The organism is Halobacillus litoralis (genome assembly GCF_020524025.1).
GTDB lineage: Bacteria > Bacillota > Bacilli > Bacillales > Halobacillaceae > Halobacillus > Halobacillus litoralis_D.
In genome coordinates this window covers 1-13,815 of sequence record NZ_JAIVKN010000006.1, presented here as the reverse complement: position 1 = coordinate 13,815, position 13,815 = coordinate 1, and the positions used below count along the sequence as shown (strand labels likewise).

Annotated in this window: 16 protein-coding genes; 12 read left to right on the top strand and 4 right to left on the bottom strand. The window is 41.6% G+C overall.

Annotated features, from left to right (window positions below):
- The first annotated feature begins 42 nt into the window (after positions 1-42).
- The 4 genes from LC036_RS17145 to LC036_RS17130 all read left to right on the top strand — a co-directional run bounded on the left by LC036_RS17145 (position 43) and on the right by LC036_RS17130 (position 4,165).
- Positions 43-1,170, top strand: a complete 1,128-nt coding sequence (locus LC036_RS17145; RefSeq protein WP_226585509.1) for an IscS subfamily cysteine desulfurase — start codon at positions 43-45, stop codon at positions 1,168-1,170.
- A gap of 157 nt (positions 1,171-1,327) precedes the next feature.
- On the top strand, positions 1,328-2,065 hold the full coding sequence (locus tag LC036_RS17140) for a sulfite exporter TauE/SafE family protein (RefSeq protein WP_226585507.1): 738 nt from the start codon (positions 1,328-1,330) through the stop codon (positions 2,063-2,065).
- A 219-nt stretch (positions 2,066-2,284) separates the two neighbouring features.
- On the top strand, positions 2,285-2,773 hold the full coding sequence (gene mscL, locus LC036_RS17135) for a large conductance mechanosensitive channel protein MscL (RefSeq protein ID WP_226585505.1): 489 nt from the start codon (positions 2,285-2,287) through the stop codon (positions 2,771-2,773).
- 204 nt (positions 2,774-2,977) lie between these two features.
- Complete coding sequence (locus LC036_RS17130) at positions 2,978-4,165, top strand: MFS transporter (RefSeq protein ID WP_226585699.1); 1,188 nt, start codon at positions 2,978-2,980, stop codon at positions 4,163-4,165.
- A 41-nt stretch (positions 4,166-4,206) separates the two neighbouring features.
- On the opposite strand, the gene LC036_RS17125 is transcribed toward LC036_RS17130, so the two are convergent.
- A complete protein-coding gene (locus LC036_RS17125) occupies positions 4,207-4,635 on the bottom strand; it encodes a BrxA/BrxB family bacilliredoxin (RefSeq protein WP_264188446.1) in 429 nt (142 codons plus the stop codon).
- A gap of 15 nt (positions 4,636-4,650) precedes the next feature.
- On the bottom strand, positions 4,651-5,793 hold the full coding sequence (locus LC036_RS17120; RefSeq protein WP_226585503.1) for a conserved virulence factor C family protein: 1,143 nt from the start codon (positions 5,791-5,793) through the stop codon (positions 4,651-4,653).
- Between the two features lie 202 nt (positions 5,794-5,995).
- Between LC036_RS17120 and LC036_RS17115 the strand changes: the two genes are divergently transcribed.
- The 4 genes from LC036_RS17115 to LC036_RS17100 are packed head-to-tail and all read left to right on the top strand — an operon-like array spanning position 5,996 to position 8,571.
- Positions 5,996-6,916, top strand: a complete 921-nt coding sequence (locus tag LC036_RS17115) for an ABC transporter ATP-binding protein (protein ID WP_226585501.1) — start codon at positions 5,996-5,998, stop codon at positions 6,914-6,916.
- Complete coding sequence (locus tag LC036_RS17110) at positions 6,909-7,859, top strand: ABC transporter permease (protein ID WP_226585499.1); 951 nt, start codon at positions 6,909-6,911, stop codon at positions 7,857-7,859. The genes LC036_RS17115 and LC036_RS17110 overlap by 8 nt, the downstream gene beginning before the upstream one ends.
- An 18-nt stretch (positions 7,860-7,877) precedes the next feature.
- The gene (locus tag LC036_RS17105; RefSeq protein WP_226585497.1) at positions 7,878-8,333 is read left to right on the top strand and encodes a DUF4064 domain-containing protein; all 456 of its coding nucleotides are present in this window, start codon (positions 7,878-7,880) and stop codon (positions 8,331-8,333) included.
- Positions 8,308-8,571 carry a hypothetical protein gene (locus LC036_RS17100; protein WP_226585495.1) on the top strand — a complete coding sequence of 88 codons (264 nt, stop codon included), beginning with the start codon at positions 8,308-8,310 and terminating at the stop codon, positions 8,569-8,571. Before LC036_RS17105 ends, LC036_RS17100 begins: the two co-directional genes overlap by 26 nt.
- A gap of 107 nt (positions 8,572-8,678) precedes the next feature.
- Here the strand turns inward: LC036_RS17100 and LC036_RS17095 are convergent, their stop codons facing one another.
- Positions 8,679-8,852 (bottom strand): hypothetical protein, encoded by a 174-nt coding sequence (locus LC036_RS17095; protein ID WP_226585493.1) that lies wholly within the window; start codon positions 8,850-8,852, stop codon positions 8,679-8,681.
- A 120-nt stretch (positions 8,853-8,972) separates the two neighbouring features.
- Between LC036_RS17095 and LC036_RS17090 the strand changes: the two genes are divergently transcribed.
- Positions 8,973-9,863, top strand: coding sequence for a formate/nitrite transporter family protein (locus tag LC036_RS17090; protein ID WP_319004499.1), 891 nt, complete (start codon positions 8,973-8,975; stop codon positions 9,861-9,863).
- Between the two features lie 80 nt (positions 9,864-9,943).
- Here the strand turns inward: LC036_RS17090 and LC036_RS17085 are convergent, their stop codons facing one another.
- Positions 9,944-10,414: a DinB family protein gene (locus LC036_RS17085; RefSeq protein WP_226585491.1), complete on the bottom strand. Its 471-nt coding sequence runs from the start codon at positions 10,412-10,414 to the stop codon at positions 9,944-9,946.
- A 596-nt stretch (positions 10,415-11,010) separates the two neighbouring features.
- Here LC036_RS17085 and LC036_RS17080 point away from each other — a divergent pair.
- The 3 genes from LC036_RS17080 (at position 11,011) to LC036_RS17070 (ending at position 13,204) form a co-directional block, all read left to right on the top strand.
- Entirely contained in the window at positions 11,011-11,772 is a 762-nt protein-coding gene (locus LC036_RS17080) for a LysM peptidoglycan-binding and 3D domain-containing protein (protein ID WP_226585688.1), read from the top strand.
- Between the two features lie 285 nt (positions 11,773-12,057).
- The gene (locus tag LC036_RS17075; protein ID WP_226585489.1) at positions 12,058-12,213 is read left to right on the top strand and encodes a hypothetical protein; all 156 of its coding nucleotides are present in this window, start codon (positions 12,058-12,060) and stop codon (positions 12,211-12,213) included.
- Between the two features lie 190 nt (positions 12,214-12,403).
- Positions 12,404-13,204 (top strand): SDR family NAD(P)-dependent oxidoreductase, encoded by an 801-nt coding sequence (locus LC036_RS17070; protein ID WP_226585482.1) that lies wholly within the window; start codon positions 12,404-12,406, stop codon positions 13,202-13,204.
- Positions 13,205-13,815 lie beyond the last annotated feature (611 nt).

Sequence of the window (13,815 nt, the reverse complement as noted above, 5' to 3'; positions counted from 1 at the left end):
AACTATTAGCAAGAGATTTGCGATAGAAATGGGGGAAGCACAATGGGGAATTACTTTGATTATGCCGCTACGTGTCCAATTGATTCAGATGCTTTGGAGGCTTATGTACATGCTTCTAAAGAGTTTTATGGGAATACAAGCAGTCTCCATGATGAAGGGTCAAAAGCAGCCTCTCTGCTCGAACATTGCAGGGAACAGCTGGCCACGCTTTTAAATGTAGATAAAGAAGGGCTTTATTTTACAAGTGGAGGTACGGAGAGTAATGAAATTGCTATCTACTCGTTATTAAGCGCAAAGAAGGGCGGCCATATTATCGCCTCTCATGCAGAGCATTCCTCGGTGCAGAATATACTCAATAAACTGGAGAGGGAAGGTTATGATGTGACAAGAATTCCCTTAACGCCATCAGGAAAAGTGAATGTCAAACTTGTTGGAGAAGCTGTGCGCAGAGATACCGCGTGTATAGCCGTTCAGCATGTTAATTCAGATATTGGCACTATACAGCCGATTGAGGAGATTGCTGCGCTATGCAGAAGCCAGGGCATTCTGTTCCATAGCGATTGTGTGCAGTCATTTGGAAAAATCGACCTTTCCAAAATTAGTTCCTCTGTGGACAGCTTTTCTGTTTCCAGTCATAAAGTTTACGGTCCAAAGGGGATCGGGGCTGTCTATTTAAATCCTTCTTTAAGCTTTAACCCCAGAGTTCCCGGGACTACACACGAAAGAGGGGTCAGGCCGGGGACGCTCCATCTAGCTGGAATAGCAGGGTTTGCAGTAGCGGCTGAGAAAATGGCTGCAAAGATGGATGACCATCAATCAAAAATTATTCAGCTGAAAAATGTTTTCTTTCGTGCAATGACAATAAAGGGGTGGGAATTGATTGGGGATACTTCGACCAATCCTATTCCAATTACAGGACTTTGTTTGAATGAGCGGGAAGGGCAGTGGGCTATGTTGGAAGGGAATAGAAGAGGTTTCTATTTCTCTACCGGAAGTGCTTGTAGTGTCCAGTCTCATCAACCGCCTGTAACCCTTATGGCAATGGGGAGGAAAAAAGAAGAAGCAGATTCATTTATCCGAGTATCCTTTAGTCACAAGCAGACGATAAAGGACGTTCGAGCGCTTGGTGTATTTCTAAACAGTATCATACAGGCTGTGCCATCCAGTTAACGCTGGCTCAAAAAACTGATCGACACTGAGTTCCTCTTTTGTTTAGGACTTTTCTGTCGTTTATTTTTTAATGGCGTTACCTTTTTCTTTCACCTTTCTACAGAAATCCTATACACTTGTTTCATATAGGAAAAAGGAGAAGGAAAGGAGGGAACGTGTGTCTTTTATAGCTGTATTACTCGTTGGAATCGCTGCCGGATTTATAAACGTAATGGCCGGGGGAGGTTCGCTGATTACGCTCCCGATGTTAATTTTTTTCGGTCTGCCCTCGGCAGTGGCTAATGGAACGAACCGAATTGCCCTGATGGCTCAAAATGTGGTAGCCGTCACTTCTTATAAGAAAGCCGGATATTTTGAATGGAAGTTCAGTCTCCTATTAGCCATCCCTGCACTGATCGGCTCTATTGCTGGTGCACAAATCGCGGTATCTATGTCTGATGAAGTGTTTAACCGGGTGTTATCTATTGTGATGATCATCGTGTTGATTTTAATTGTATCGAAGCCTCATAAAAAACTTTCACCTGCCCAATCAGATTCACGGTTGAAAAGAATCGGTTTAATCGTTGTTTTCTTTTTTGTAGGAGTTTATGGAGGTTTCATTCAAGCAGGTGTTGGGTTTGTAATTATTGCAGCGTTAACACTTATGACAAACTTTTCTCTTGTAAAAATCAATAGTGCCAAGGTATTTATTGTCGCTGTTTATACGGTATCCTCTTTGGCTGTTTTCATAATTAACGACCAAATTCACTGGGGGTATGGTTTGACCCTTGCTGCAGGGACAAGTCTCGGGGCTGTACTTGGCAGTAAGTTTGCGGTGAAGCATGGCGATAAGTGGGTGCGTAGAATTCTCATTGTAGCTGTGATCGCGATGGCAGTTAAATTATTTGTTACTTAAAGGTGTACATAACGGTTCCGTTAAAAAAGCTGGCGTGAAACAGGATGATGAGTAAAAAGAGGTTAGTTATGTATGACACGTCATAAGCCTGCACTGAGAACCTACCCGCGTAAAGAGCTTAAAAGCGCAGACATACCCTTGAGCTGCAGACTAGCGGACTAAAAAGTGGTCATGGCTTGTCCTGCCTCCTCATAGGATGAAGGGTGAGGAGGGGAGCGGATGGGGTTATTTCATGAATTTAAGCAATTCACCATTCGCGGGAATGCCGTGGACATAGGGGTAGGGATGGTACTGGGAGCAGCTTTCAGTGGTTTCATTGACTCGCTTGTGACCGATATTCTGCTGCCTCCAATTGGTGTGTTGTATACGAAAATGAATTTTGAAAATATGTTTATCAGTTTAAATGGAACGGTTTATCCATCCATTACGGCTGCAAAAGAAGCGGGGGCTGCTACAATTAACTATGGGCTTTTCGTCACTGCTTCCGTAAGGTTTTTAATTATTTTGTTTGCTGTGTTTCTTGTTGTCCGCCAAATGAATCGGTGGAAAAAACCCCATCAACATCCATTACACGGGATGACTAAGAAAGAGTGTCCTTTTTGCTGTATGCCTATACCTACACAGGCCGTCATCTGTCCAAACTGTTCATCGACCCTTGAAGTCAGCTCTTCTAGAAGAAACCAGCCACCAAAATGGAGAATTAAATAGAGGGTGTCTAATCCTTTCTTTATAAGAAAGAGTTGTTAAAACCACTTTACTTTCACAGGAAATCCGAATATGAAATTTGTATTATCCAATAATTCCCTCCGGTGTTTATGATGATGAAACCCATCATTTTGGACATTCTACGTGTATGAAGGCGTAGGAGGTATAACGGTGGAAAATAAAGTGAGTCGATGGTGTTTAGTCAGTATGGCTTCTATTCCTCTTGTAATGACGCTGGGGAACTCGATGTTGATTCCTGTACTGCCGATCTTTGAAAAGAAAGTAGGCATTACGTCTTTTCAATCCAGCACGATTATTACCAGTTACTCAGTTGCTGCTATTTTTCTTATTCCTGTTGCTGGTTATTTGTCCGATCGATTCGGGCGAAAAATGATCATCCTTCCGAGTTTGATTCTGGCATTTATAGGCGGGCTTATTTCCGGATTTTCCTCTTGGAAAATAGAGGATCCGTTTGTATGGATTACAATTGGGAGGATTCTTCAAGGGATTGGTGCAGCAGGTGCGACGCCTATCATCCTGCCGCTTGTTGGCGATCTCTATAAGGATGACGATGAAAAAGCAAGTTCCTGCCTTGGAATTATAGAAACGTCCAACACATTCGGAAAAGTACTGAGTCCAATTCTTGGCTCTTTATTTGCCGCTTTCCTATGGTTCTTACCGTTCTTTTCTATTTCCTTTTTTAGTTTAATTTCTATTGTACTTGTTTTCTTTTTTATTAAAGCGCCTAAAAATAAGGATGAGCCCTTGCCTTTTAAGGAATTCCTTAAGAAAACCAAAGAGATATTTAAGCGGGAGGGCCGGTGGCTTTACGCTGTGTTTCTTATTGGTGCGTACGCGATGCTTCTATTATTTTCTGTCCTTTTCTTTATGTCAGATATACTTGAGAAAACCCACAATATAGAAGGGGTGAGGAAGGGATTTGTTCTCGCTGTTCCTCTATTCACTTTATGCGCAGCGGCTTTTTTGACAGGGAAAAAGATAAAGGGAGATACAGCTGTGATGAAAAGGGTGCTAGTCGTATCGTTAATTATGGTTGGAGTCAGCACAGCTTTTGTCGGCTTTGTTAATGACATGCTCATCCTGATGCTGGTGGTAACAAGTATTCTAGGTACAGCCATTGGAGCGATGCTTCCAACTCTCGATGCTTTAATTACAGAAGGTATAGAAAAAGAAGAGCGCGGAACCATCACATCCTTTTACAGCTCCTCGCGTTTTATTGGAGTCGCTGCAGGACCACCGGTGATGTCCCTCCTAATGAAGGAGTATTTGAATATTAGTTACGTGACAGGCGGAGCCGTCGGTTTCGTGCTTTTATTTATCGTTATTAAGTTCATCAAAGCAGAGGAACAAAACCCGGATGCAAAGATGGCATAAAAAAACGCCTCTGAAGTGATTCAGAGGCGTTTTTGCGTCTATCAGCAATACTGGTTATAGGCATTCGTAAGGTTCTCAACAATTTCTTCTACTTCATAGTCTTCAATTTCTTCCCGTGGAATGAAGTGAAGAACCTGACCATCTTTCATAAGGGCCATAGAAGGGGATGAAGGTTCATAACCTTCCAGGTATTCACGCATACGTGCAGTTGCTTCGCGGTCCTGTCCGGCAAAAACTGTGACAAGGTGCTCGGGGCTGTTCTCATTCTTTAACGATTCTCTTGCGGCCGGGCGCGCAAGACCTGCAGCACAGCCGCACACCGAATTAATTACAACGAGGGACGTGCCTTTCTTTTCGCTGATAAAGGTGTCTACTTCTTCTGGAGTCGTTAACTCAGTGAAGCCTGCGCTTGTCAGTTCATCACGCATAGGCTGGGAAATTTCTTTCATATATGCTTCATATGGATTCATAATAAAACCTCCTAATTAGTGTTGTTTCTTCTTAGTCGCTTGAGTCATTTGGTGCCATACGGATCCTTTTGCTTCTTCGGCGCCTTCAATTCGCTCGATCGCCATGTTGATCTGAAGGCGTACTTCGAATTCCGGATCATCGGCTGCTTTTTTCAAGGCAGGGAGGGCTGATTCATCTCCCAGTTCATAAAGGAACATAGCAGCGCGCCATCGTACGAGCTTATTGGAGTCAGCTAAAGCATCAATCATTCTCGGCATTGCTTCTTTAAATCCTAAATCGGAGATACAGTCTCCGGCTGTTCGGCGGACGGTAACGGTTTTATCGTTTAACGCCTTATAAAGAAAAGGAAGGGTCTCCAGTTCTTCAATCATCCCTAAATAGGCCGTGGCCAGGCGGCGGATGGATGCTTTTTCATCATCCAGCGCTTTGTCTAAAATACGATAATCCTCAGCTGTAGGGTCCATACGATCTAAAGCAGCATAGCGCACTTTCCAATCGTCATGGTCCAACGTTTCTAGAGTAATCTTCGACGACTCTTCCTGCCTCTCGTCAGCCTTCGACTCTTGATCAAACGCTTGTTTAACAAGCGCTTGTAATCGTTCTTCGTCATAACTTGCCGAAAGTTCTTCTTTAACCTGGACGCCTACTTCCTGAACATCTCCATAACGGGGACTTTGTTCCACCCATTTTCTCTCCATAATCATGTTGGGGGAAGCAGTGGACGCTTTCATAGCTGCGTCCATAAAACGTTCTGGCAGACCGACGCGTGTTTCTTCCTCCCCTTCTTCGAGCTTCACCTGCATAGGTAAACCTCTGAACATTTGAATAAATACTCGTACTTCACCAAAATGCTCATCAGGTTCTTCACCTGATTGATTTCGTTCATCTCCCTGGGAGTCCGATCCGAAAACTTGACGTACCTCCGGGAGAATTGCTTCCCAGGATATACGAGCATTCCGCTCCAATGCAATGAAATCGGTGACATGGTAGAGTCCTTTAACTCCCTCAATGTCAAACAGCTCTTTAATAAAAGCAGGAGAACTTACAAGGTCATCCCCTTTTTTATAGTTATGAGTTTCGCCGTCCGGCAGCTTCTCATTTAAGTTGATTTTCATTGAATTCGGGCTTGGCGTTGGTTCAATGGACACAATTTTCATTCAACATTCCCCCTAAACGCATCTTGTCTATTCTATTTTATCAAAGATAAACAGGAGCATCCATGAATCACTATGGTTCATGGAATTGAGACCATACATAAAGGCTCTCTTTCCATCGTTCGCTGTAATTTTTTTCAAAAAATGAAACGATACGGTTTTTGTCTCGTAAGGTAAGAGTGTAAAAGGAGAAGGGGGATGAAATATGTCGGAAGCGGTCATGCAGTTAAAAAACGTAAGCAAAACGATTGGTAAAAAGGAAATCATTAAAGGACTGGATTTTAACATTTATAGTGGAGAGGTATTTGGATTTCTCGGTCCTAATGGGGCAGGTAAAACAACAACGATCCGGATGATGGTCGGACTGATGAAGATGTCAGATGGGGATATTATCATTAAAGGACATAGTGTGAATGAAGATTTTAAGCAGGCCATCTGTCATGTAGGAGGGATTGTAGAAAATCCGGAAATGTATCCATTTATGAGCGGTTGGAAAAATCTTGTTCATTATTCCCGGATGATGCCGGATATTACAAAAGAACGGATTCATGAAGTTGTTCAACTTGTAGGGTTGGAGAATCGTATTAAAGAAAAGGCGGGCAAGTACTCGTTGGGGATGCGGCAGAGATTAGGGATTGCTCAAGCCCTTTTGCATAAGCCTTCGGTACTGATTCTGGATGAACCGACAAATGGTTTGGATCCTTCGGGAATTAGAGAGATCCGTGCTTACATAAGAAAGCTTGCATCAGAAGAGGGAGTCGCAGTCATCGTCTCCAGTCATATACTGTCCGAGATGGAAATGATGTGTGACAGGATCGGAATTATTAAGAGTGGAGAGCTTATTTCTATTCAGACGGTACAAGATGCATTACAGGAAACAGAGGAAAAAGAAGTGTCGATTGAGGCTGTGCCCGTAGACGTAACGATGACGGCGCTTAAAGATATTACAGGTAAGTCTGTTACACGGGAGCAGGACATTCTTACATTTGCTGTTGAACGGGAAAAGATTCCCGGGGTCGTTTCGAAACTTGTTCATAAAGGGGTTCATATATACAGTATAAATGTGAATCGCTCTACACTTGAAGACAAATTCCTTGATTTGATAGGAGAGGGTTCCATTGAATAATTTCGTTCAGCTTGTTCGTAACGAATGGATGAAACTTTTAAATCAAAAGGCAACATGGATTATGGCTGCTATTCTGGTTCTGCTCGTTATTGCTTCAGGTGTCCTATTTAAGATTGATGATACAGCCACGGGAGTCGATGCTCCAACGGGGGACAACTGGAAACAGGAACTTCAGGAGCAGAACGAACAGCTGCAAAAGCAGGAAGTTGGTGACATACAGTATCCAGGTTATAGGAATGTGGAAGAGAATCAATATCGGATTGAGAATGATATTAAACCAACCTCTTATAATGCTTGGGACTTTGTTCGTCAAAGCCGTGTATTCGTAGCTCTTGTCAGCTTATTTACCATTATTGTAGCTGCTGGTATTACAGCGAATGAATTTCGCTGGGGAACGATTAAGCTGCTTTTAATACGACCAATTTCCCGGTCGAAAATACTTTTTGCTAAATACGTCTCTGTTTTAACATACGCCTGGGCTATGCTTGTCGTATTGTTTGTTCTATCCTTTATTGTAGGAATTTCCTTGTTCGGGCTGGATGGAATGACAGAAGTGTATGTATATGCACAGGACGGCGTGTATCAGCAGGCCGACATTTTTTCTTTTACCGTTTCTCAATATGTGTTAAGTTCGGTAGAATTGATTATGATGGCAACGTTCGCGTTTATGATTGCAGCGGTTTTCCGAAACACCTCGCTGGCCATAGGTCTTTCTATTTTTCTAATGATGGCGGGAAGTTCAATTGTGGTATTCTTTATGAATAAAGACTGGGCTAAGTATATCCTATTTGCGAATACAGACTTAAATCAGTTTATAGAAGGCACCCCTATGTTTTCGGGTATTACTATTGGGTTTTCTATTACCATTTTAGCGGTATATTATATAGTGTTTATGGTTGTGTCGTGGGTGTTTTTTACAAAACGTGATGTAGCAGGTGCATAATAAAGGAGGAATTATTTTATGAAACGTACAGCAGAGATTGTACTAACTGTTATTGGGATTGTCCTTTTTGGGCTGCCGGTTTTATTGAGCAGCATTCTTCTTAATACAAAAGATAACCCCCAGGTCCGTCAAGAATTGGAGAACTTCATGAATTCGCCTGAAATGAAGATGGAAGGACAAGCAAGTACGATGAGTATCAGCCAGATTATGGACGCTATGGGTTCATTTGCGATGTTCGTGCTAATTGCAGCCATTATTGCTATTGCATTGGGAATTCTTTCGGTGCTCTTTCTTAGAGGCGATAAAAAGCCAAAAGCTGCCGGAATTATTTTAATCGTTACAGCTGTCATTATGACTTTTGCAACAGTCGGAATGGGAATTTTCGGTGGAGCAGCTTACCTGATTGCTGGAATTGTGGCTCTTGTCCGTAAGAAGAAAAAGCCAGTGGTTGAAGAAGGTACAATCAATTATTAATAATAGGGAAGACACAACTTTTAATGAGTTGTGTCTTTTTATATGTGTGATGCTGGCTGCTGAGCTGGTCGTTTATAGGAAGCATATAAAACCAATTAAAATGATTCACAAAAAATGCCGACCATTTAAAAAGTTAATTCAGGTATATACAACACGAAAGTTTGCGGTTCTTTCAGGTATTCATTTGTTCGCCCTGTCCATGCCGGCTGTTTTATCTCCCGTACATGGGATCTATTAAAACTGGATTGGTCTTCTTAGAGGAAATGCAAGAACACGGGTATAAAGATAGGAAGTTAAAAGCGCCCTTCTAGCGGGGCGCTTTTCTATCGAAACAGCTTTGAAGGTTCAATCAAGGTAACGGTTCATGACGTCAACATCTGCCGGCTGACGGTCGTATACACGTCCTTCCTGTGATTGAAAACCACTTCCTCCACAAATTTTACACGTATAGCGCCACTCTTCATCATCCATCAAAAGGCCTTCGCCGCCACAAGCCAGACATACCTGGTCTTTTGTCATTCCGATCCCTCTTTTCTAAGTATGGTTACGTTTACCTTTTGTCATTTTTTCTATTGTATACAAGTGAGGTTACGTTTCTGTGCGAACGGGGAATAGAGGTAATTATTGGAGGGATGATCAGTGGCGAAAGAAGAGAATGAAAAAGCAGAAGTGAATGAAGAACAAGCTGATAATAATGGTAGGAAAATAGACAGGCCGGGGCGTCAGTTCTATATTCCCTCCCAGATCGTTGATGAATTTGGTGAAAAAGGAAGAGACCACCTCAACAAACCGTTTCGGGCCCAGTTCTTACTTGCGTTAACTGCGGGTTCTTTTATGACATTCGGGGCAGTTTTCTCTGTACTTCTTGCGGTAGGCGTTGAGACGAAAGGTCTTTACTACTTATTATCTGGTTTAGGATTTGCGGCAGGCTATTCTATGGTGTTCATCTCCGGAGCCGTGCTGTTTACAGAGATTAACGTGTTACTGCCATCATATTTATTTAATAAAGCCGGCTTGATGAAGGTCAATATATATAAGTTCTGGGTATCCTCCTATATTGGAAATATCCTCGGGGCATTCTTGGTTGCAGTGCTCATTCAAATGTCCGGTTCCCTGTCGGAAACGTTCTATCCGGAGCTTTCCAAGTATATCGACCATAAGATGAAGTTTATAGATCACGGGATAAAAGGCTGGTTTCAAATTTTAATTTCTGGTGTCTTAGCAAACTGGCTGATTGGAATGGCTGCTTTTCTTACAACCGCTGCACGGGATATTACAGGAAAGATATTAGGAACAGTCATCCCGGTGGTTTTATTTGTAGCAGGGAACTTCCAACATAGTGCAGCTAATATGGGGTATTTTAGTATGGGCTTTCTCGCTTCGGATAAATACACTTGGTATGAGTACATTTTCTTCAACCTGCTGCCTGCAAGTATCGGCAACTTGATTGGCGGGGGTATTCTTGTATCTCTACTGTTCTCCTATGCTTATAAAGAAGATATACAGACTTCCCTTGGAAATAAAACTTAATGTAATTTTGTAAAAGGTACTGAAAGAGATCAGGGTAAAAGATAAACACCTTCGATCCCCCAGGAGGGGGGCGAAGGTGTTTATTCAAAAAGTATAACTTCAAGGTCTTTTTTGTAAGAGTGAACAAGGGTCGATTGTAATTGGCCGCGATGGTGGTACATATGAGCTACAATCTGGATGAGCCATTCATACCTGGTGTAAGTTACACCCCACCAGGATGTAGTTTCAGTGAAGAGATGTTCTTCTGTATAATGCTCAAACTGAGCTTTTAATTGTGAAAAATGGTGAAAGAGCTTGTCGAGTATCTCCTGCTTGGTCTTCATATTGATGGTTTCATAAAAACGCTGCATTTCTTCTTTGGAAGCACCTTCAGTGATGTGTCCATCTGCCGCAGGGATGGCAGCGATATGTTCAAGCAGTTCCCCTATGGAATATTTTCCTTCTGTGGGACGTAGCTGTAAATCTTCTTCTGATAACTGACCTACCATTTCAGATATGGACGCTATGACAACCTCTAATTGATGAAACGCGCTCTGACAGTACATATTCATAGGAACACAACCTTAATAATATTGTTATTCCTTCTGTTATTCTCCGACATTTCACGAAATTCCTTTTAGAAGCGAAAAAATACAAAAAACGACAAAGAATTTTTGTCTTTTTCTTATACGTGTATTGATTATGGGGTGTGTGAAGGAAGGATTGGTGGATTTAATAGAAAGACTGAACTAATATGATTTCATTTAATATAGACACCGCAGCTGCGGTGTCTATATTTTTTATGTGCTGGTAAACGATCTCTACGTATAGTCAAGCCTCTATTTTCTTTAACTGGGCGTATCGTTACCACATTCATCTCGAACAATGGGGGAGAGAAATTATAATTCCTTATGACGGGGGAAGAACTATCTTTCCGCTTGGAGTGCCTTTCCTGCCAGGAGTTTCGCTACCTCTCTGCCTCCTTCTTTAAACCTGCTTCTGCCGTAATATTACAGTCGAGTAAAAAGGATGTAATTTATGAAAAGTATTTGTTGCTTCCCTGTTATTGGAATATGAGCTGAGCGTGTTAAAGTGGGAATTGTGATTTTGAGACAGCGCTTAGCCGAGAGCTGAGCGAACCTGTTTACCAAGGAGGAAATATAAAATGATGAAAAAAACAATTGTTTCTTTGGCGGCGGTCGCATCGGTTTCGGCAGTAACAGCAACAGCAGTTAGTGCAGAAGAAGTAAATGTAGAAAAAGGAGATACTCTATGGGGCATTGCTCAGGACTACGGAGTATCTGTTAATGATATAAAAAATGAAAACGGACTTTCTTCCGATTTAATCTTTCCGAATCAAAAACTAACTATTAATGAACAAGGACAAAGACAAACGACATCCAATTCCAATGTACACACGGTTAAGTCCGGTGATACTCTGTACGGCATTGGTCAAGCCAACGGAGTCAGCGTAAGTGCTCTTAAGGCATATAACAATCTTGATTCCAATTTAATCTTCCCAGGTCAACAATTAAACCTTAAAGGATCTGCTTCCGCAGAGGCATCTGCTCCTGCACCATCTACAAATGAAGAAGCAGAAGCAGAACAAACTTCCAGTCAACCAGCTGAAGATGGTGTAGCAAAAACATTAACAATGGAAGCAACAGCCTATACTGCATTTTGTGAAGGATGTTCAGGTACAACGTATACAGGTGTTGACTTGAGAGCAAATCCAAACAAAAAAGTAATTGCTGTTGACCCAGACGTTATTCCGCTCGGTTCTGAAGTTTATGTTGAAGGCTACGGAAAAGCCGTTGCTGCTGATATCGGTGGTGCCATCCAGGGAGATCGAATTGATGTATTTATGGCAGACCGTTCTGATGCTCTTGATTTTGGCCGTAAATCTGTAACTGTAAAAGTTTATGAATAAGTAAGAGTTAGAAGACGATCCATATAAGGGTCGTCTTTTTTTCTTTCCGTTTTATGACGGTAATAAACTATTATTCAGCTCATTCTTTAAAAAATTTATCTTATATCGAAAATAGGTTTAATAATCAAGCTGTGCGGAAATCGTTTTGAAGGAATGATTCCTTGTATTAGATGATTCTGTAGAAAAATTAGTATAAAACATAATTTTTCCTTGCGTATACGAGGTTTTACTAATAATATCAAGGGGAATCGTTTCATATTCTAAATAGAAAAGGAGGTCACCACTATGACTCTGCTATACTCAAAAGCCCGTGAGCTTTTCGATCAGGATTACAAAAACAGTCCTGAAGGCCAATCTCAAGAGAAAGTAAAAGGTGTGAAACGCACACGGAGTGGAAAGGTTCTATTCTCTTTCCGTAAGCAGAACAACAAGCGGAAATAGTATTAGAAGTGGTGAAGGAAGCTATGAGAAGAAACATGAAAAGAATTAATATGGCAGACTACTTGAAAAAAAGTGTCCCATGGATCAGCGCTTTAATGACCAAATCAGTCATTTAGGCGCTGATTTTTTGTTTCTAAGGTTTAGAAGAAGCGAGGGAGGGTTATCGTATAACGCTAAGGAGGCGGATGAAATGTCTTTTTTTACTAAAGAAACTTTAAATGAGGAGCATGTCATTGTGACGGGCGCTACCGGGGGAATTGGCTATGAAGCGGCTAAAGAGATTGTCCGGGCCGGCGGTCACGTTACAATTACTGGACGAAATGAAGAAAAATTAGCTGAGCTCCGCGATGAATGTGCTGCATTAAATGGTCAGTCACAAATATATATAAGCGCAGCGGATTTAAATGTAGAAGACGAACGTAAAAAGGTTGTACGTGACGCTCTACAAGCTATCGGTCCAATTACCGGGTTAGTTAATTCAGCGGGTGTCATTGGAGGTGGACCGCTGGAGAATATAAAGGAAGAAGAATTACGTAAGGTTATGGAGCTTAACTACTTCTCTACCGTATTATTCACTCAGGAAGTTTATAAAGAGATGAAGGAATACGGGAGAGGTGCGGTTGTTAATTTATCCTCCCTTTCTGGACTGCGTGGCACTCACAGTAACACAGCATATAGTGCATCGAAGTTTGCGATTACCGGATTCACCCAGTCTTTCGCTTTGGAGGCCATTGAGTATGGAATTCGCGTGAATGCTGTATGCCCTGGCTACGTAGATACAGCTATGGGGCAGGAGGCTATTCGATCTAAAGGAGAACGAGAAGGAAGAACTTATGAAGAACAAAGGAAACGGGCGGAAGAAGGGATTCCTTCCGGGAAACTGACGCAGCCGGATGAAGTTGCGAGATCTATTGTTTACCTTCTGTCAGAGGCATCAATTAATATTGTTGGTGAATCATTAAAAATTTCCGGAGGAAGTGTTATGCGCTGACCGGACCTTCAGATTTGAAGAGGGTTAGGGGTGTAAAGAATCTTTGCCAATGGTAACCATGAATGGCGCGGGGATTGTTCCATTAAATGGACACCTGCTGATTCGGGATGTTTCTGTTTTCGTATTAGGTCCTGTTTGTAAGGGATCGTTTTTGGGAAAAAGATAAACAACCTATACATTAAGGAGAGTGTCTTATGGGGCGTTTATTTCGTAGACTATTTAAATATGGTCCGATTATTTATCCTATCATCAAGAAGTTTATGCGAAAGCGCAAAGGTAGATACTAAACGTGCTGAAACCCAGTACGTTTTTTGTTTATTAAATTATTTGATCATATAATAAGGAAGATAAATAGAACGGTGGGATGATTTAAAAATGAATGCGGTGAAATTATAAATTAACTATTGCATCCATTAGAAAACCCGTGGTATATTATTACTTGTCGCATTAAGAGAGCGCGACAGAGCGAACAAAGTGCTCACTAATTTATATAAAAGAGTTGTTGACAAGAACAGCTCAAAATGATAAATTAGTAGATGTCGCAAAAAACGACACAAAAACAAATCATAAAAAAGTTGTTGACACAAAACGCTTTGAAATGATATGATAGT

What these genes read in the sequence shown, in the direction of transcription:
- LC036_RS17145 (WP_226585509.1), top strand. Translation starts at nt 43, where the DNA reads ATGGGGAATTACTTTGATTATGCCGCTACGTGTCCAATTGATTCAGAT.
- mscL (WP_226585505.1), top strand. Translation starts at nt 2,285, where the DNA reads ATGGGGTTATTTCATGAATTTAAGCAATTCACCATTCGCGGGAATGCC.
- LC036_RS17130 (WP_226585699.1), top strand. Translation starts at nt 2,978, where the DNA reads ATGGCTTCTATTCCTCTTGTAATGACGCTGGGGAACTCGATGTTGATT.
- LC036_RS17125 (WP_264188446.1), bottom strand. Translation starts at nt 4,635, where the DNA reads ATGAATCCATATGAAGCATATATGAAAGAAATTTCCCAGCCTATGCGT.
- LC036_RS17120 (WP_226585503.1), bottom strand. Translation starts at nt 5,793, where the DNA reads ATGAAAATTGTGTCCATTGAACCAACGCCAAGCCCGAATTCAATGAAA.
- LC036_RS17115 (WP_226585501.1), top strand. Translation starts at nt 5,996, where the DNA reads ATGTCGGAAGCGGTCATGCAGTTAAAAAACGTAAGCAAAACGATTGGT.
- LC036_RS17105 (WP_226585497.1), top strand. Translation starts at nt 7,878, where the DNA reads ATGAAACGTACAGCAGAGATTGTACTAACTGTTATTGGGATTGTCCTT.
- LC036_RS17095 (WP_226585493.1), bottom strand. Translation starts at nt 8,852, where the DNA reads ATGACAAAAGACCAGGTATGTCTGGCTTGTGGCGGCGAAGGCCTTTTG.
- LC036_RS17085 (WP_226585491.1), bottom strand. Translation starts at nt 10,414, where the DNA reads ATGAATATGTACTGTCAGAGCGCGTTTCATCAATTAGAGGTTGTCATA.
- LC036_RS17080 (WP_226585688.1), top strand. Translation starts at nt 11,011, where the DNA reads ATGAAAAAAACAATTGTTTCTTTGGCGGCGGTCGCATCGGTTTCGGCA.
- LC036_RS17075 (WP_226585489.1), top strand. Translation starts at nt 12,058, where the DNA reads ATGACTCTGCTATACTCAAAAGCCCGTGAGCTTTTCGATCAGGATTAC.
- LC036_RS17070 (WP_226585482.1), top strand. Translation starts at nt 12,404, where the DNA reads ATGTCTTTTTTTACTAAAGAAACTTTAAATGAGGAGCATGTCATTGTG.